Origin of the sequence: Cellulomonas taurus (genome assembly GCF_012931845.1) — a bacterium.
In the GTDB taxonomy this organism is placed as follows: Bacteria; Actinomycetota; Actinomycetes; order Actinomycetales; family Cellulomonadaceae; genus Cellulomonas; species Cellulomonas taurus.
The window spans coordinates 478,389-495,977 of sequence record NZ_CP051884.1 but is presented as its reverse complement, the minus strand read 5'-3'; the positions used below and the strand labels follow the sequence as shown (position 1 = coordinate 495,977).

At 73.0% G+C, this 17,589-nt stretch carries 15 protein-coding genes; 8 read left to right on the top strand and 7 right to left on the bottom strand.

Translation table 11 applies throughout. The features are described 5' to 3' along the window. Window positions 1–4 precede the first annotated feature (4 nt). Both HGK68_RS02285 and HGK68_RS02280 read right to left on the bottom strand, forming a co-directional pair. A complete protein-coding gene (locus HGK68_RS02285; RefSeq protein ID WP_246260516.1) occupies window positions 5–1,519 on the bottom strand; it encodes a mannitol dehydrogenase family protein in 1,515 nt (504 codons plus the stop codon). A 10-nt stretch (window positions 1,520–1,529) separates the two neighbouring features. Next, a complete protein-coding gene (locus HGK68_RS02280; RefSeq protein WP_169164501.1) occupies window positions 1,530–2,537 on the bottom strand; it encodes a LacI family DNA-binding transcriptional regulator in 1,008 nt (335 codons plus the stop codon). Window positions 2,538–2,711: 174 nt separating this feature from the next. On the opposite strand from HGK68_RS02280, the gene uxaC reads away from it, so the two are divergent. From uxaC to HGK68_RS02255, 5 genes are all read left to right on the top strand, one after another. Continuing rightward, on the top strand, window positions 2,712–4,136 hold the full coding sequence (uxaC, locus tag HGK68_RS02275) for a glucuronate isomerase (protein ID WP_206155842.1): 1,425 nt from the start codon (window positions 2,712–2,714) through the stop codon (window positions 4,134–4,136). A gap of 45 nt (window positions 4,137–4,181) precedes the next feature. Next, window positions 4,182–5,753 carry an MFS transporter gene (locus HGK68_RS02270; RefSeq protein ID WP_169164499.1) on the top strand — a complete coding sequence of 524 codons (1,572 nt, stop codon included), beginning with the start codon at window positions 4,182–4,184 and terminating at the stop codon, window positions 5,751–5,753. A gap of 110 nt (window positions 5,754–5,863) precedes the next feature. Then, entirely contained in the window at window positions 5,864–6,244 is a 381-nt protein-coding gene (locus tag HGK68_RS02265; RefSeq protein WP_169164498.1) for a VOC family protein, read from the top strand. A gap of 65 nt (window positions 6,245–6,309) precedes the next feature. Then, on the top strand, window positions 6,310–7,044 hold the full coding sequence (locus HGK68_RS02260; protein WP_169164497.1) for a response regulator transcription factor: 735 nt from the start codon (window positions 6,310–6,312) through the stop codon (window positions 7,042–7,044). After that, on the top strand, window positions 7,041–8,549 hold the full coding sequence (locus tag HGK68_RS02255) for a sensor histidine kinase (RefSeq protein WP_246260514.1): 1,509 nt from the start codon (window positions 7,041–7,043) through the stop codon (window positions 8,547–8,549). The genes HGK68_RS02260 and HGK68_RS02255 overlap by 4 nt, the downstream gene beginning before the upstream one ends. A 160-nt stretch (window positions 8,550–8,709) precedes the next feature. Here the strand turns inward: HGK68_RS02255 and HGK68_RS02250 are convergent, their stop codons facing one another. From HGK68_RS02250 to radA, 3 genes are all read right to left on the bottom strand, one after another. Further along, the gene (locus HGK68_RS02250; protein WP_169164496.1) at window positions 8,710–9,642 is read right to left on the bottom strand and encodes an aldo/keto reductase; all 933 of its coding nucleotides are present in this window, start codon (window positions 9,640–9,642) and stop codon (window positions 8,710–8,712) included. A gap of 281 nt (window positions 9,643–9,923) precedes the next feature. After that, the gene (locus tag HGK68_RS02245; protein WP_169164495.1) at window positions 9,924–11,669 is read right to left on the bottom strand and encodes a hypothetical protein; all 1,746 of its coding nucleotides are present in this window, start codon (window positions 11,667–11,669) and stop codon (window positions 9,924–9,926) included. A 117-nt stretch (window positions 11,670–11,786) separates the two neighbouring features. Next, entirely contained in the window at window positions 11,787–13,199 is a 1,413-nt protein-coding gene (radA, locus tag HGK68_RS02240; protein WP_169164494.1) for a DNA repair protein RadA, read from the bottom strand. An 80-nt stretch (window positions 13,200–13,279) separates the two neighbouring features. Between radA and disA the strand changes: the two genes are divergently transcribed. Both disA and HGK68_RS02230 read left to right on the top strand, forming a co-directional pair. Further along, on the top strand, window positions 13,280–14,353 hold the full coding sequence (disA, locus tag HGK68_RS02235) for a DNA integrity scanning diadenylate cyclase DisA (protein ID WP_169164493.1): 1,074 nt from the start codon (window positions 13,280–13,282) through the stop codon (window positions 14,351–14,353). Between the two features lie 40 nt (window positions 14,354–14,393). Continuing rightward, window positions 14,394–15,317, top strand: a complete 924-nt coding sequence (locus HGK68_RS02230) for an NADP-dependent oxidoreductase (protein ID WP_169164492.1) — start codon at window positions 14,394–14,396, stop codon at window positions 15,315–15,317. Between the two features lie 3 nt (window positions 15,318–15,320). Here HGK68_RS02230 and HGK68_RS02225 read toward each other — a convergent pair whose 3' ends face one another. Continuing rightward, window positions 15,321–15,920: a hypothetical protein gene (locus tag HGK68_RS02225; protein ID WP_169164491.1), complete on the bottom strand. Its 600-nt coding sequence runs from the start codon at window positions 15,918–15,920 to the stop codon at window positions 15,321–15,323. Between the two features lie 125 nt (window positions 15,921–16,045). On the opposite strand from HGK68_RS02225, the gene HGK68_RS02220 reads away from it, so the two are divergent. Further along, window positions 16,046–16,975 (top strand): A/G-specific adenine glycosylase, encoded by a 930-nt coding sequence (locus HGK68_RS02220; protein WP_169164490.1) that lies wholly within the window; start codon window positions 16,046–16,048, stop codon window positions 16,973–16,975. A 17-nt stretch (window positions 16,976–16,992) separates the two neighbouring features. Here HGK68_RS02220 and HGK68_RS02215 read toward each other — a convergent pair whose 3' ends face one another. Continuing rightward, window positions 16,993–17,559: an amino-acid N-acetyltransferase gene (locus HGK68_RS02215; RefSeq protein ID WP_206155785.1), complete on the bottom strand. Its 567-nt coding sequence runs from the start codon at window positions 17,557–17,559 to the stop codon at window positions 16,993–16,995. Between the last annotated feature and the right edge of the window lie 30 nt (window positions 17,560–17,589).

Genomic DNA, 17,589 nt, shown 5'->3' with positions numbered 1-17,589 from the left:
TGGATCAGATGACGTCGTCGCCGACGGCGGTCAGCGCGCGGACCTGTGCGACCACGGCGGCCACCAGGCCGGGGTCGGTCCCCGCGCCGTCGGGCAGCAGGCCGGGCAGCGCGATCAGGGTCGCGGCCAGGTCCTCCGGTGCCGCGGTGGATGACGACACAGCGGCGCGCACGGTCGCGGTGAGGGTCTCGGCACCGGCCGGGTCGCCCAGGTCGATCCCGTCCCGCACCGCCCGGCGCACGAACTCGCTCCAGGCCGCCAGCCCGAAGGCCACGCCCCGCGGCACCCGGCCGGCGGCCAGGGAGTCGGCGACCACCCGGCCCCACCGGATCGGCAGCTTCTGACTGCCGTCGGTGGAGACCTGGGTCGTGGTGTGGCCGGTGGCCGGGTTGGCGAACCGGCGCAGCAGGCCCTCGCCGTACTCCGCCAGGTCGGCACCCTCCGGCACCGTCAGCGTCGGCAGCGCGTCGCGCATCATGTACTCCCGCGCCGCCGTGGCGATCCGCGGGTCGCCCACCGCGTCGGCCATCGTCGTGTGCCCGAGCAGGCGTGCGGCGTAGGCGATCAGCGAGTGCGTGCCGTTCAGCATGAACAGCTTGGCGTTCTCCCAGGCGGTGACGTCGGTGGTGAACTCGGCACCGGCCAGCTCCCAGGCGGGACGCCCGGCGGCGAACCGGTCCTCGATCACCCACTGGCTGAACGGCTCGGCCAGGATGCCCGCCTCGTCCCGGGCACCGAGCACCGCGGCTATCTCGGCCCGAGTGGCGTCGGTGGCGGCCGGGGTGATCCGGTCCACCATCGAGGACGGCCAGGTGGTGCTGTCCGCCAGCCAGGACCGGAAGGCGTCGGTGTCGGTGTCGGCCGCCGCGATGAACTCGTCCACCACCGACCACAGCACCCGGCCGTTGTGCGGGATGTTGTCGCAGGACAGCACCGTGACCGGCGAGCCCCCGGCGTGGAACCGGGCGAGCAGGCCACGCACCAGCAGGCCGATCGCGGAGACGGCGGCGACCGGGTCGGCCTCGCCGCGCAGTGCGGCGGTGAAGGCGGTGACGTCCGCCGCGACCTGCGGGAGGTCCAGGTGCCCGTCGGCGGTGCGGGTGTAACCCTTCTCGGTCACGGTCAGCGTGATCAGCCGGGTGCTGTCGGCGGCCATCGCGGCCAGCAGCCGCGGTGTCTCGTCGCCGGGGTAGGCGACGTCGACCACCGAGCCGATCACCCGAGCGGTGCGGACCACGGTGCCGTCGTCGTCGACCCCGCTGGTGAGGACGGTGTAGCGGCCGTCCTGCTCGCGCAGCGCCGGGACCAGCACCGGGGTGCGTTCCACGTCGCCGAGGATGCCCCAGCTCCGGTCGCCGCCGAGCGCCATCGCGTCCTCGGTGTAGACCGCCTGGTGCGCCCGGTGGAACGCACCCCAGCCCAGGTGCACGATGCCGACCGACTCGGGCAGCACCCGGGGTCCGGTCACGCCGTCGGGCAGTGGAGTGGTGGCACCCAGTCGGGGCAGGTCGTGCGACACGGGGATCTCCTCAGGATCGGGGGTAGCGGGACAGCAGGGAGGGTTCGGGGGCGGTGGAGGCGCGGACGGTGAGCTCGGCGGGCACCGGCACCGGGTCGGGCCCGTCGACGACGCCGGACAACAGCGCGACCAGGGCGTCGGCGGCGGCCCGGCCGAGTTCGCGGGGGCGGGTCCGCACGCTGGTGAGCGCCGGTTCGACCACCCGGGCCAGCGGGGTGTCGTCGAAGCCGACCACCGACAGCGCGTTCGGCACCTCGATGCCCAGTTCCCGGGCGCGGCGCATCAGCCCGGCGGCCATGGCGTCGTTGAACGCGATCACCGCGGTGGCACCGGAGGCGAGCACCAGACCGCCGGCGGCGATCCCGCCGTCCACGTCCGGACTGAAACCGCCCAGCTCGATCAGCTCCATCTCGGGCCATCGGCTGCGCGCGTCCGCGAGCGCCTGGCGGCGGTGCCGGTCGGACCAGGATCGACCCGGCCCGCCCGCGTAGCCGATCCGGCGGTGGCCGAGCGCGTGCAGGTGGTCGAGCGCGAGCTCGATCCCGCCCTCGGCGTCCGATGCCAGGCAGGTGGCACCGGCGAGCTCGTTGTTCACGACCACCACGGGGACCGACGTCGGGACGACGACCTCCTCGGCGGGGGCGCGCGGGGAACAGAGCACGATGCCGTCGGCCTGGGCGATCACCGCTCGGGTGCGTTCGCTCTCCATCGACGGGTCCTCGTCGGCGTCCACCACGAAGACGGTCAGGTCGTGATCGCGTGCCCGGTCGGCGACGCCCTTGGTCAGCGCGGCGAAGTACGGGTTGGCGATGTCCGGCACCACCAGGCCGATGGTCCGGGTCCGCCCGGCTCGCAGGGCGCTGGCGGCTCGGTTCGGCACGTAGCCGAGGGCGCGGACGGCGGAGAGCACCCGGTCACGGGTCGGCGCGGCGACCTTCTCCGGCCTGGTCAGCGCGCGGGAGACGGTCCCGGGCGAGACGCCCGCCGCGGCGGCGACCTGGTGGATGGTGACGGCCACGGTGCTCCCCTCCTGATGCTGACGTTTGCACAACTATGGCGAACCCAGCGCCTTTGCGATGGGACCTACGTCACATCGGGACGCCATTCTGTGCGCTTTCATCGTCGTGTCCGACAACGAACGTCGGGAATGGGACGAATGCAATCGTTTGCATTCGCTGGATGAGGAGCGGACCTGACGATGACCTGGACCCTGCACCCGGACCGTGCGCTTCCCGCCGACCCGACCACCCGGCCGATCGCCCGGGAGATCTACCAGGCGGTCGCCGGCCTGCCCGTGGTCTCCATGCACGGTCACGTCCCGGTGGAGTGGTTCGCCCAGGACACCGCGTTCTCCGACCCCGCCGATCTGCTCGTGGTGCCCGACCACTACCTGATCCGGATGCTGGTCTCCCAAGGCGCGACGCTCCCCGAGCTGGGGATCCCCGCCCTGGACGGCAGCGCCCCCGCCGAGACCGACCCGCGGCAGATCTGGCGGCGGTTCTGCGCCGGCTGGCGGCACTTCCGCGGCACCCCGACCCGGTTCTGGATCGAGACCGAGCTGGTGGAGATCTTCGGGGTCACCGAACGCCCGGGTCCGGACACCGCCGACGCGATCTACGACCGGATCGCCGCGGTGATGGCCGAGGAGTCGTTCCGCCCGCGCGCCCTGCTCGACCGGTTCCGGATCGAGACCATCGCCACCACCGACCCGGCCTGGGCCACCCTGGACGACCACGCCACCCTGCGCGAACAGGGGTGGGGCGACCGGATCCGGCCCACCTGGCGACCGGACCCGGTGCTCGCCGTCGACTCGCCCACCTTCGCCGCCGACGTCCAGAGACTCGGCCAGGCCGCCGGGATCGACCCGACCTCCTACGCCGCCTACCTCGACGCCCTGCGCGCCCAGCGCGAACGGTTCAAGCGGGCCGGTGCGCTGGCCACCGACCACGGCCCCTTCCTGGCCGACACCACCCCGATGGACGCCGCCGACGCCGCCGCACTCTGGGACCGGGCGATGCGCGGGGCGAGCGTCAGCACCGCCGAGCGCGACGCCTTCACCGCCCACATGCTCTTCCAGCTCGCCACGATGGCCGCCGACGACCACCTGGTGATGCAGCTGCATCCCGGGGTGTGCCGGGGGCACGCGAGCGCCCAGACCGCGCGGTTCGGCGCCGACCGGGGCTACGACATCCCGGTCGCGGTGGAGTTCACCGAAGCGCTGCGCCCGGTGCTGGACGCCTTCGGTCACCACCCGGGCTTCCGGATGATCGCCTTCACCATCGACGAGGACACCTTCTCGCGGGAGCTCGCTCCGCTGGCCGGTGCCTACCCGTCGCTGCGGGTCGGCGCGCCATGGTGGTTCCTGGACGCCCCGGACGCGATGCGCCGGTTCCGGGAGGCGGTCACCGAGACCGCCGGCTTCGCCAACGTCAGCGGGTTCGTCGACGACACCCGCGCGTTCTGCTCCATCCCGGCCCGACACGACCTGGCCCGCCGGGTGGACGCGGGCTATCTGGCCCGCCTGGTGGCCGAACACCGCCTCGACCTGGACGAGGCCATCGACACGGCGACCGACCTGGCGTACCGGCTGCCGGTCCAGGCCTACGCCGCGCAGTGATCACGACCAGCCGTTCGACGACCCCCTGATCAGCAAAGGTGCACGATGACGACGTCTGACGACCTCACCACCCGGCGGGTATACACGCCGAAACCGATCACCCTGGCCCGCGCCGTCGGCTTCGGTGTGCTCGACCTGATGGGCGGTGGCTGGAACACCATCATCAGCGGGCTGATGCTGTACTTCTTCACCACCTACGGCAACGTCACGGCGGTGGAGGCGGGCACGATCCTGTTCATCGCCCGGATCGTCGACGCGGTGGCCTCCCTGTTGATCGGCCCGTTGACCGACAACTTCTACCGCACCCGGCTCGGCCGCCGGTTCGGACGGCGGCACTTCTTCCTGCTGGCCGGCATTCCGGCGCTGCTGGTGGTCTTCCCGCTGCTGTGGATCTCCCACCAGGGCTTCTGGTACTACCTCGGGGTCTACCTGCTGGTCGAGATCGTGATGGCCGTCATCCTGATCCCCTGGGAGACGCTGCCGACCGAGATGTCCGACGACTACACCGCGCGCACCAAGCTCAGCTCGGCGCGGATGTTCCTGTCCGCCCTGGGCACCTTCCTGGTGTTCTTCATCCCGGCCCGGATCAAGGCGACCGACAACCCGGACGCGTACCTGATCACCGGTCTGATCTTCTCGGTGCTGTTCGCCGCCGCCGTCGCCATCACCTACTTCACCACCTGGGAACGGCCGCTGACCCGCGAGTTCGTCGCCGAGCTGGACGCCAAGCCCCGCCTGACCCCGATGGCCGCGCTGCGGCAGAACCTCGCGGACTTCGGCTCGACCTTCCGCAACTCCAGCTTCCGCAAGCACCTGGCGGTGTACCTGCTGTCCTTCACCGGCAAGGACGTGTTCGCGTCCGCGCTGACGTTCTTCGTGGTCTACGCGCTGAACGGCACCGAGTCCTTCGGGCTGACCCTGCAGGCGCTGTCCATCGTCGGCCTGCCGGTCACCGTCGCCGCCGGGTTCCTGATGGTGCGCAAGGGGCCGCGCTTCCTGTGGGCGACCTCGTTCAGCATCATCATCGCCTGCCTGCTGTCGATCGGGGCGATCTACCTGATCCAGCCGACGTCGGTCATCACCCTGATGGTGATCGTCGGCGTCTGCTACCAGGCGGGCCGCTCGATCCTGGAGTTCACGCCGTGGAACGTGTTCCCGTTCATCCCGGACGTGGACCGGATCATGACCCGCGAGGACCGCTCCGGCATCTACGCCGCGGTGATGACCTTCGGCCGCAAGTCCACCGGCGCGGTCTCCACCCTGCTGGTGTCCTGGCTGCTCGACCTCGGCGGCTTCCTCAAGCCCGGCTCGGCCGGTGGCGTCCAGCTCGACCTGGCCTGCACCGACTCCTGCCCGCTGGTGCAGAGCTCCGGCGCCCAGCACGCGATCGCCGCCGTCACCGTCCTGCTGCCGATGGCGCTGATCGTCGCCGCCTTCATCTGCTCGCGGTTCGTGTACCTCAACTCCGGCACCCACGCGGTGCTGCGCGCCGAGATCGACCGCCTGCAGTCGGGTGGCGCGAAGGCGGATGTCGACCCGGAGACCCGCACCGTGGTGCAGCAGCTCACCGGCCAGGACTACGACTCCCTGTGGCCGGAGACGGCGGTCCACGTCTGAGTCGGCACGCCACGACGCCCCTCGTCCTCGGTGGGCGGGGGGCGTCGTCGTGTCGCATCCTGGAGCTGTCGGCCACGACGTGGTGGCCACCGGCGACCAGGGGTGCGGACATGGCCGATCTCAGCAATCCGTTCAGCGGTTACTCGGTGGACGACATCGACGCCGCCCAGCGGTTCTACGGCGACGTGCTCGGCCTGGAGACGAGGCCGGTGAACGGCCTGCTCTGGCTGCGCCTGGGCACCGGCGCCGAGGTGCTGCTCTACCCCAAGGGCCCCGCGCACCGGCCGGCCGAGTACACCGTGCTGAACTTCCGGGTCGCCGACGTGCCCGGCACGGTCGCCGAGCTGCGCGACCGGGGAGTGACCTTCGAGCACTACCGCGGCACGCCGACCGAGACCGACGAGGACGGGGTGTTCCGCGGCGGAGGTCCGCTGATCGCGTGGTTCACCGACCCGGCCGGGAACGTGCTGTCCATCGTCGCCGACGACTGACGATCTACAGCTTTCTCACAGCTTCGGGTCAGGACCGGTTCAGTCAGCCGGCGCACAGTGAACGCATGACCGCCTCCACACTCACCCGCGAAGCCCTCACCCGCCCGGACGGACAGCCGGTCCGCGCGCTGGTCGTCGACGACGAGGCCACCCTCGCCGAACTGCTGTCCACCGCCCTACGCTACGAGGGCTGGCAGGTGGAGCACGCCCTCACCGGCCAGAGCGCGATCAAGCAGGCGAAGTCCCTCGACCCGGACGTGATCCTGCTGGACGTCATGCTGCCGGATCTGTCCGGGCTGGACGTGCTCCGCCGGATCCGGACCACCCACCCCACGGTCCCGGTGCTGTTCCTCACCGCCAAGGACGCCGTCGAGGACCGGATCGCCGGGCTGACCGCCGGGGGCGACGACTACGTGACCAAGCCGTTCAGCCTGGAGGAGGTCGTGGCGCGGCTGCGCGCCCTGTTGCGCCGCACCGGAGCGGTGAACCAGCGGGACGAGGCGGTGCTGACCGTCGGCGACCTGGTGATGGACGAGGACTCGCACGAGGTGACCCGCGGCGGCGACGACATCCGGCTGACCGCCACCGAGTTCGAGCTGCTGCGCTACTTCATGCGGAACCCGAAGCGGGTGCTGTCCAAGGCACAGATCCTGGACCGGGTGTGGCAGTACGACTTCGGCGGGCAGGCGAACATCGTCGAGCTGTACGTCTCCTACCTGCGCCGCAAGATCGACAAGGGGCGCGCGCCGATGCTGCACACCCTCCGCGGCGTCGGGTACGTCCTCAAGCCCGCCGCGTGACCGAAGCCGGACGTTCCGCCCCGGGCCGCGGACGCCGCCGTTGGCCCCTGCGCCGTCGCCTGGTCGCGGTGGTCCTGGTGCTGCTGGCAGCGGTGGCGGCCGCGATGGGCGTGGTCTCCACCCTGGCCCTGCGGAGCACCCTGATCGGACAGATCGACCAGCGGTTGACCGCGGCCAGTCAGCGCGCGGAGCGAGCCCCCGAGCGCTTCGCGGACGGGGAGCCGGACGGCGACGCCACACCCACCGCGCCGCCCGGCACCGATGTGCCACCGGCCCTGGTCATGCCCGGGCAGGACGTCGGCACGGTGAACGTCTACCGGATGGACGGCTTGACCCTCTCCGGCTACCTCGACGACGACGGGGTGAGCCAGGAACTCACCGACGACCAACTCGACGCGCTGCTCGGCCTCACCCCCGACGGCACGACGGCCACCGTCGCGCTGCCGGGACTCGGCGACTACCGAGCGGTCTCCACCACCGGCGACCGGGGCGACCTCTCGATCACCGCCCTCCCGCTCGCCGACGTCACCGCGACCGTCGACACGTTCCTGGTGGTCGAGCTGGCCGTCGTCGTGGTCGCGCTGGGTGTCGGCGCCTGGCTCGCCACCGTCCTGGTCCGCCGCGAGCTGCGCCCCCTGGACCGGGTGGCGGCCACCGCGACCCGGGTGGCGCAGATCCCGCTGTCCCGCGGCGAGGTCGAACTCGCCGAGCGGGTCCCCGCCCAGGACACCGACCCCGGCACCGAGGTCGGGCAGGTCGGCGCCGCGCTCAACCAGCTGCTCGGCCACGTCGAGTCGGCGCTGACCGCCCGCCACGCATCGGAGACCCAGGTCCGCAGCTTCGTCGCCGACGCCTCGCACGAGCTGCGCACCCCGCTGGCATCGATCCGCGGCTACGCCGAACTGGTGCAGCGCCTGCCGGACGATCTGCCGGAGGACGCCCTGCGCGCGATGGGGCGGGTCGAGTCCGAGGCACGGCGGATGACCGCCCTGGTCGAGGACATGCTGCTGCTCGCCCGGTTGGACGCCGGACGCGACCTGGACCTGACCGAGGTCGACCTGGCCGGACTCGCGGTGGACGCGGTCGCCGATGCGCATGTCGCCGGTCCTGACCACGTCTGGACGTTGGACCTGGGCACCGAGGGCGCCGAGCCCCCGGCCCCGGTGCTCGGCGATGAGCACCGGCTGCGTCAGGTGCTGCTCAACCTGCTGTCCAACGCCCGGGTGCACACCCCACCCGGCACCGAGGTCGTGGTGTCGGTCCGGGACGAGGGCGACCAGGTGGTGCTCCGGGTCCGGGACGACGGGCCGGGCATCCCGGAACCGCTGCTGTCCCGGCTGTTCCTGCGCTTCGCCCGAGGCGACGCGTCACGCAACCGTGCCGCCGGATCAACCGGCCTGGGCCTGGCCATCGTGCACGCGGTGGTCACCGCACACGGCGGAACGATCGAAGCCGACGGCACACCGGGCGCGACCACCTTCACCGTCCACCTGCCCCACGCCTAACCCGCCCAGACCCCAACCGCCCGCCCAGACCCCATCCGTCCGCCCAGACTCGCGCCGAACTCGCACGCCCCCGCCGAGACGACAAGCGCCCGCCGAGACTACGGAAAACGTCGCAACGGGCGAGGCCAGGCGTCGATTTCCGTAGTCTCGACGCCGTGGCTCAGGCGGAGGCGGTGGTGAGCGTCGTGAGCTGCTCGGGGGTGAGGTCGAGGGTGGCACCGGCGATGAGGTCGGGCAGCTGCTGCACGGTGCGGGCGCTGGCGATCGGCGCCGCGATCCCGGGCTGGGCGCGCAGCCAGGCCAGCGCCACCGCGGTGACCGAGGCACCGGTGTCCGCCGCCACCGCGTCCAGCGCCGCGAGCACCCGGCGACCACGGTCGTCCAGGTAACGGGCCGCACCACCGGCGCGCTGGGAGTCCACGGTCTCGCCGTCGCGGTACTTGCCGGTCAGGAACCCGCTCGCCAACGACCAGTACGGCAGCACCGCCAGGTTCTCCGCGACCGCGAGGTCCTGCAACGCACCCTCGTACTCGTCCCGGTGCACCAGGTTGTAGTGCGGCTGCAGCGCGACGAACCGGGCGACACCCAGGTCATCCGCGATCGCCAGCGCCTGCGCGAGCCGGTCGGCGGTGAAGTTCGACGCCGCGACATACCGGGCCTTGCCCTGGGTGACGACCTCGCCCAGCGCGGCGACCGTCTCCTCCAGCGGGGTGTCCTGGTCGTCGATGTGCGCGTAGTACAGATCCACGTGGTCGGTGCCCAGGCGGCGCAGCGACCCGTCGATGGCCGTCTGCACCGCGGCGCGGGACGTCCCCGGCTGGGCGCTGGCCTGACCGACCTTGGTCGCGATCACGATGTCGTCGCGGTTGCCGCGTGCGGCCAGCCACGCCCCGATGATCGCCTCCGACTCACCGCCGGAGTTGCCCTCCACCCACTGGGAGTAGACGTCGGCGGTGTCGATGAAGCTGCCGCCGGCCGCCGCGAAGGCGTCCAGCACCGCGAACGACTGGTCCTGGTCAGCTGTCCAGCCGAAGACGTTGCCACCCAGGTTGAGCGGCAGGACGTCCAGGTCGGTGGTGCCGATGCGGGTCATGATCCTCCTCGACGCCGTGCGGGGCGGCGTCCATCGATCGTCAGCGCCCGGTCGGGTGATCGGGTACCACGGGGGCAACCCGGAAGGCGCCGGGACTCTTCCCGGCGCACACCATGGTCCGACGACGGGCGTCGGGGCGACATGTCGCCCGGGGACCCGCGAGGGGACGACCGGCGGCCAGACCGGGGAGCGCGATGCGGCGGTCGGACCGGCGAGGGCGATGCGGCGGTCAGACCGGGGCGGGCGGTGCGGCGGTCGGACCGGGGAGCGCGATGCGGCGATCAGACCGGGTAGGCGGCGTACGCGTTGGTCACGTCGTCCACCGGAGCCGTCAGGACGAACACGCCGGTGCCATTGCTCCACAGCGCCGCACCGTTGCCATCGCCCAGGTCCACGACGGTGACCGCACCCGTGTCCTGGCCGTCCACCGTGACCGGGCCGGAGCTCAGCACCTCGCCGGTCAGCGCACCCGCCATCGACTCCTGCTGCGCGCGGGCCTGGTCGGCGCTCGCCCACTGGCCGGAGTGCACGGTCATCTGGTCACCCGCCTCGTCGGCGTAAGAGTCCAGGTACGACTCCAGGGCCCCCACGGTCGACCACTCGGTGTCCTGCTGTGAACCGGTCAGCGCGTACTGCAGGACGGTGCCGGGCAGGTTCGCGGCGAAGGCGGAGGTCGCCGCGCGGTCGACCGGTGTCAGTGCACTGGTCGGCACCGGCGCCTGCACCACCTCCTGCTGCTGCGCGGCGGGCTCGTCCCGGTTCAGCAGGAACCACGCCGCCACCCCGGCACCGGCCAGCACCACGACGCCGACGACGATCAGGGTGATCCACAGGCCGCGACGGCTGCGACGGTTCGAGGTCACGGGTTCCTCCGAGGAGTGGGCGCCGAAGCCCGCGACAGCGGGGGTGGCGGTGGTCGGCGGTGACTGAGCGGACGGGTCCCAGCCGGGGGCGGCGTGGGTCGGGGCGGCGTGGGCCTCGGCGGGCACCTGGCTGTGGGCATCGGGGACCGGGACCGGAGCGCCCGAGTTCTCCACGGCGGCCGGAGTCACGTCCGGGGCCGACTCGGGGGTCGACGGCGGGGTCGTGTCACGCGGCGGCACGATCGCCTGGGCGCCGGTGACCGGCTTCCACGGGGTCTGCGGTCCCGTCGAGGCCGCGGTGTCCGCAGCGCTCACCGGGTGCCAGGCGGGCGGCGCGGTGGGGGCCGTCGGATCGGTCGGCGCGAACGGGGCCGACGGCGCAGCCGGGTTCGGGGCTGCTGCGGGCGGGTTGGGAGTAGCCGCGGTCGGGTTGGGAGTAGCCGCGGTCGGGTTCGGAGCAGCCGCCGACGGGTTCGGAGCGGCCGGAGTCGGCGCGGACGATGCGGGCGGTGTCGGCCGGGAGCCGGACGCCGAGGGGCCGGTGGGCTGCAGCGTGGCGTGGGCGCCGATCGCCCCCAGGGCGGCGTACCCGGCGGCATCGCCCTGGGTGCCGATCGGAGCGGCTGCGGGCGCAGCCGTTGCCGGGTCGGTCGGGGCGGGCGCAACCGAGTTCGCTGCGGCCGGGTTCATGGCGTCCGGAGTCGGCGCGGCCGTGCCCGGTGCTGCTCCATCCCGCTTCCACGAGCTGCGACGCGGCAACGCCGTGCCGCTGAGCTGTGGCGTGACATCCGCTGCCCGAGCCGGATCCGGCGACCCGGCAGGAGTCGACGGAGCCGCAGCCGACGTCGCGGCGTCGGACCCCATCGGCGCGCGGGTGTCCGAGGCGGCGGCGGCTTGCGGGGCCCCGGCCGGCTGCGGTCCGCCGGTCGTCGCGCTGGGCGCGGGCACCACCGGGATCGCGGCGGTGCTGACCGGGGGCTTGCCGCGCAACGAACGGCGGCTCGGCACAGCAGCCATCGGCTGGGCGCCGGTGACCGGTGCCGGCTCGGAGGAGAACGCCGGGGCGCTGCCGAAGGCCGAGGGCACGGCCGGCTGTGGGGCGGTCGCGGGGTCGGCGGGCCGTTGCCCGTCGCTGGCGTCCGGCAGGCTGTCGCGCTCGTTCATTGGTGTCTCCCGCATGATCTCGGGCAGCCTAGCCGCCAGAGTCACCCGCTCGGGATACCGACCTGCACCGACGTGTCGCACCCCACGCACCAGCGGGGCACGGCGCCGCCACGTGCCTCAGCCGTCGGCGCCGCGAGGTCCGGACCGGGTGGCGCGCACCGCCTCCATCAGATCCGCGGCCTGTGCCACCGCCATCCCGGCCGGAGCCTGACCCTGCTCGATGGACCCGGCAGGCACCACGGCGTGGGTGAAACCGAGCCGGGCCGCCTCGGACAGGCGGCGCAGGGTCCCGGTCACCGGTCGGATCTCCCCGGCCAACCCGACCTCGCCGATCGCGATCAACCGGGGCGGCAGGGCCACGTTCTCCCGGGAGCTCACCGTGGCGAGGGCGAGGGCCAGATCGGCAGCAGGTTCGACCACCCGCGCGCCGCCGACGCTCGACACGTAGACGTCCTGGTCGGCGACCTTGAGCCCGGCCCGCCGCTGCAACACCGCCAGCACCATCGCCAGCCGGGAGCCGTCGATGCCGCTGGTGGTGCGGCGCGGGTTGGACAGCATGCTCGGGGCGACCAATGACTGCACCTCCACCGCGAGCGGCCGCCGTCCCTCCAGGGTCACCGTGACGCAGGTGCCCGGGACCGGGTTCCGCTCGGTGGAGACGAACAGCCCGGAGGGATCGGCCAGCCCGACGATGCCGCCCTCGTTCAGGTCGAAGCAGCCGACCTCGTCGGTGGGGCCGAACCGGTTCTTGGTCGCCCGCAGCAGCCGCAGCCGGGAGTGCCGGTCGCCCTCGAACTGGCACACCACATCGACGAGGTGCTCCAGCGTGCGCGGCCCGGCGACGGCACCGTCCTTGGTGACGTGTCCGACCAGCACCACCGGCAGGTTGCGTTGTTTGGCGGCGGCGATCAGCGACCCGGCCACCTCGCGCACTTGGGCGACCCCGCCCGGCGACCCCTCCACCGCGGCGGAGGCCACCGTCTGCACCGAGTCCAGCACCAGCAGGTCGGGGTCGGACTGCTCGATGTGCCCGAGGATCGTCGACAGGTCGGTCTCGGCGGTCAGCAGCAGCCGGTCGGCGAGCGCCCCGATCCGTTCCGCGCGCAGCCGCACCTGTCCGGCCGACTCCTCGCCGGTCACGTAGAGCACGGTGCGTCCCTCGGACTCGGCCACCCGGCTCGCGACGTCCAGCAGCAGGGTGGACTTGCCCACCCCCGGCTCCCCGGCCAGCAGCACCACGGCGCCCGGCACCAGGCCACCGCCGAGCACCCGGTCCAGCTCGTCCACGCCGGTCGGCCGGGAGCGGCTGGTCTCGACGTCGATCTGCGCGATCGGCCGAGCCGCTCCGCGGGGCGGGGTGCTGGCGACGGTGCGCGGGGCCGCCCCACCGGCGGCGCCCTCCTCGGTGACGCTCCCCCAGGTCTGGCACTCACCGCACCGGCCCACCCACTTGCTGGTGGTCCAGCCGCACTCCGAACAGCGGTAACCGGCCCGGGCGGTGCGGGATGAACGGGAGGTGGTGGTGCTCACCCGGGTCACGCTAACGGCGGCCACCCACACATCGGGTGTCCGACCCCCCACGATCCCGGCTTGACCCGTAGGATCACGCCGTGCCCACCACCCCGGCGGACGACCTGCTCCGCTCCACCCTGGCCGCCGTCGCCCCCGGCACCGAGCTGCGCGACGGCCTGGAGCGCATCCTGCGCGGCCGCACCGGCGCGCTGATCGTCCTCGGCTACGACGCCACGGTCGAGAGCATCTGCTCCGGTGGCTTCGAGCTGGACGTCGAGTTCTCCGCGACCCGACTGCGCGAGCTGGCCAAGATGGACGGCGCGATCGTGATGGATCCGGACCGCGGTCGGATCCTGCGCGCCGCGGTGCAGCTGCTGCCGGACGCCTCGATCAGCACCTCCGAGTCCGGCACCCGGCACCGCACCGCCGAGCGGGTGGCGAAGCAGACCGGCCTGCCGGTGATCTCGGTGTCCGCGTCGATGCGGATCATCGCGCTGTACGTCAGCGACCAGCGGCACGTGCTGGAGGACGCGGACGCGATCCTGGCCCGGGCGAACCAGGCGCTGGCCACCCTGGAGCGGTACAAGGCGCGGCTGGACGAGGTCGCGGGCACCCTGTCGGCGCTGGAGATCGAGGATCTGGTCACCGTGCGCGACGTGTGCGTGGTGGTGCAGCGTCTGGAGATGGTCCGGCGTATCTCGGCCGAGATCGCCGGGTACGTGGTCGAGCTCGGCACCGACGGCCGTCTGCTGTCGCTGCAGCTGGACGAGCTGACCGGCGGGGTGGGGTCGGACGCCGATCTGGTGGTGCGGGACTACGTGGACACCACCCGCCGTACCCAGGACCAGGTGCAGACCGCGCTGGCCGCCCTGGATTCGACCGAGCTGCTGGACCTGTCGTCGATGGCCCGGGTGCTGGGCCTGCCGAGTGCGGTCGAGGTGCTGGACTCCGCGGTCGCCCCGCGCGGCTACCGCCTGCTGTCCAAGGTGCCCCGGCTCCCGGCCGCGATCGTGGACCGGCTGGTCGGGCACTTCAACGGTCTGCAGAAGCTGCTCGCCGCGAGCATCGACGACCTGATGGCGGTGGACGGCGTCGGCGAGCAGCGTGCCCGGGCGGTCCGCGAGGGCCTGTCCCGGCTGGCCGAGTCCAGCATCCTGGAGCGTTACGTCTGAGCCGAGGAATGCGATCGGTGCCATCGTCGTTGCGCCGAGCATGAAGGCAGTCACGTACGACCGCTTCGGCGGCGCCGAGGTCATGCAGGTCACCGAGCAGCCCGAACCGCACGTCGGTCCGGACTCCGTGCTGGTGAAGGTGGTGGCGGCCGGGATCAACCCGGTCGACTACAAGGTCCGGGAGGGCTACCTCCAGGGGCTGATCGACACCCGGTTCCCCGCGATCCCGGGCTGGGACGTGGCCGGTGTCGTGGTGAAGGCCGGGCTGGACACCCCTGAGTTCGCCGAGGGCGACGAGATCCTGGCCTACGCGCGCAAGGACACCGTGCAGGACGGCACCCTGGCCCAGTTCGTGCAGGTGCCGGTGCGCACCGCCACCACGAAGCCCGCCGGGCTGGACTTCGACCACGCGGCGGCCCTGCCGCTGGCCGGGCTGACCGCCCTGCAGAGCATCCGGCGTTCCGGGCTGGGCGAGGGCGACACCGTGCTGGTGCACGCAGCCGCCGGTGGTGTCGGGTCGATCGCGGTGCAGTTGGCCCTGCGGGCGGGTGCCCGGGTGATCGGCACCGCCTCCGAGCGCAACCACGACTACCTGCGGGAGCTCGGCGCCGAGCCGGTGACCTACGGCGACGGCCTGGTGGAAGCTGTCCGCGCGCTCGCCCCCGAAGGCGTGGACGTGATCCTGGACTACGTCGGCGGCCCGGCGATGGACGCCACGAACGAGCTGCGTCGCGAGGGTGGCACCGTCGTGTCGATCGCCGACCCGCGCGCCCGCACCGAGTTCGGCGGCGCGTACGTGTGGGTCCGCCCCGACCCGGAAGGGCTGGCCGAGCTGGCCCAGCTCGCCGCGGACGGGCAGCTGCGGGTCGAGGTCGCGGCGAGCTACCCGCTGGACCGGGCCGCCGAGGCCTATGACGATCTGGCCTCCGGTCACACCCGGGGCAAGATCGTCGTCAAGCCCTGAGGCTCAGTCCAGGGTGAAGACCACCGGGTCGGTGCTCACGCCGTTCAGGGTGAGCACCGCCTGGTAGGTCCCGGCACCCGGTGCCGGCAGGTCGGTGGAGCACGCCTCGTCCGATCGCGTGCGGTCCCACTGGGTCTGCCGCTGGTCGGCCTGGCCCGGCGCGAGCAGCAGTTGCAGCGCCTGCCCCTCACCGCAGTCGGTGCTGCCCCAGATCCGGTCCGAGCCGGAGGTGATGACCACCTGGCGCTGCGCGTCCCCGGCGTCCAGCAGGCAGGGTGTCGAACCCGCGTTGGTCATGGTCGCGGTAAACAGCGGCTGCGCACCCTCGGGGTAGGCGGCCGCGTCGGCGGTGAGCTGCACCGTCAGGTCGGCCGGGTCGCAGGCGGCGGTCTCGGTCCCGGGAGGTGCGCTGGGCGAGGCGGCCGGGTCGGAGACGGCTGTGCCGTCGGTCGGCGTGCCGGTCGGTTCGTCGCCCCCGCCGGTCAGCGCACGGATCACGACCACCACCAGCACGCTCACCAGCACCAGGGCCAGGAGCACCACCAGTCGGCGCCGCCAGTACACCTGAGCCGGTTCCGGCCCGGTCGGGCGCAGCACGCTCATCGTCGATCCTCCCGTGTCCGGCTGGCGATCACGGTAACCAGCGGGCCGAGGTCGGTGCGGACGGCGCGCCGGGACATCACACCACCGATGGTCCCCGGGCGGGCGGCCAGCCGCCGGATGTGAGGATGTCCCCCGTGCCAGCCGCCCCCGCCGACCACGCAGCCGATCTGGTCCCCGCCGACGAGGTCGCCGAGATCCGGGACCTGACCCTCGACTGGTTCGCCGCCCACGCCCGCGACCTGCCGTGGCGCGCCGACGACCGCACGCCCTACGGGGTGCTGGTCAGCGAGGTGATGTTGCAGCAGACCCCGGTGGTCCGGGTCGAACCGGCCTGGCACGCCTGGATGACCCGCTGGCCCACCCCCGCCGACCTGGCCGCCGCCGCACCCGCCGACGTGCTGCGCGCCTGGGACCGGCTGGGCTACCCGCGTCGGGCGCTGCGGCTGCGGGAGTGCGCGCAGGCAGTTGTCGAACGGCACGGCGGTGAGTTGCCCACCGAGGAGGCGGAGCTGCGCGCCCTGCCGGGGATCGGCGAATACACCGCCGCCGCCATCCGGGCCTTCGCCTTCGGGCTGCGGTCGACGGTGCTGGACACCAATGTCCGCCGCGTGCTGGCCCGGGTCGCCGAGGGGATCGCGCTCCCGGCACCGGCCCTCACCGCCGCCGAACGGCGACTCGCCGGGGCCTTCGTTCCCGAGGACGACGCCACCGCCGCCCGTTGGGCCGCCGCCTCGATGGAGCTGGGCGCCCTGGTCTGCACCGCACGCTCGCCCCGCTGCGACGACTGCCCGGTGCGTGGCCTGTGCGCCTGGCGCGCCGCCGGGTTCCCGGCCGACGTGCACGCCGCGCGCCGTCGTACCCAGGCGTGGGGGGGCACCGATCGTCAGGTGCGCGGCCGGATCATGGCGCTGCTGCGCGATGCCCTGGAACCCGCGCCGGCCCATGCGGTCGCGGCGGTCTGGCCGGATGACGAGCAGCGGGATCGATGCCTGGCGTCCCTGCTCGCCGACCGACTGGTGGAACAGGTGGGCGACCGGTACCGGCTCCCGCACTGACCGAGCACGGTGCCCGGCTAGCGGACCGGCCCCCGCAGCACCGTCGTCCCCGACGGCTCGCCCGGGCTCAACTCGATCAGCATCCGGGTGTTGCCCAGCGTGTTCGGCTTCACCCGCGCCAGGTCGAGGAACTCCGCCACGCCGTCGTCCTGCGACCGCAGCAGCTCGGCGTAGACCTGCTGGTCGACCGGGGTGCCGTCGATCTCCGACCATCCGTGCCCGGCGAAGAAGTCGACCTCGAAGGTCAGGCAGAACAGCCGCCGCAGCCCCAGTGCACGCGCGCGGTCGGTGAGGGCGTCCAGCAGCAGGTGTCCCACACCTCGGCGGCGCCAGTCGGCCGCCACCGCGAGGGTGCGGATCTCGGCCAGGTCCTCCCACATCACGTGCAGGGCACCGCAGCCGATCAGGGTGCCGTCGGCCGCCTCGGCGACCAGGAACTCCTGCACCGCCTCGTAGTAGCCGACCCACTCCTTCGCGAGCAGGATGCGCTCCTCCGCGTAGGGCTGGACCAGCGCGCCGATGGCGCGGACGTCGGCCGGGCGGGCGGGTCGGATCCGGATCGGGGAGTCGTCGCGCGAGGTCACGGCCCCAACCTACGCGCAGGTCAGGTCGGG

Bases quoted from the DNA above. Each gene is read 5' to 3' on its own strand.
- HGK68_RS02225 (WP_169164491.1), bottom strand. From the start codon at position 15,920: ATGAGCGTGCTGCGCCCGACCGGGCCGGAACCGGCTCAGGTGTACTGG.
- HGK68_RS02230 (WP_169164492.1), top strand. From the start codon at position 14,394: ATGAAGGCAGTCACGTACGACCGCTTCGGCGGCGCCGAGGTCATGCAG.
- HGK68_RS02220 (WP_169164490.1), top strand. From the start codon at position 16,046: ATGTCCCCCGTGCCAGCCGCCCCCGCCGACCACGCAGCCGATCTGGTC.
- HGK68_RS02270 (WP_169164499.1), top strand. From the start codon at position 4,182: ATGACGACGTCTGACGACCTCACCACCCGGCGGGTATACACGCCGAAA.
- HGK68_RS02260 (WP_169164497.1), top strand. From the start codon at position 6,310: ATGACCGCCTCCACACTCACCCGCGAAGCCCTCACCCGCCCGGACGGA.
- HGK68_RS02265 (WP_169164498.1), top strand. From the start codon at position 5,864: ATGGCCGATCTCAGCAATCCGTTCAGCGGTTACTCGGTGGACGACATC.
- HGK68_RS02245 (WP_169164495.1), bottom strand. From the start codon at position 11,669: ATGAACGAGCGCGACAGCCTGCCGGACGCCAGCGACGGGCAACGGCCC.
- HGK68_RS02250 (WP_169164496.1), bottom strand. From the start codon at position 9,642: ATGACCCGCATCGGCACCACCGACCTGGACGTCCTGCCGCTCAACCTG.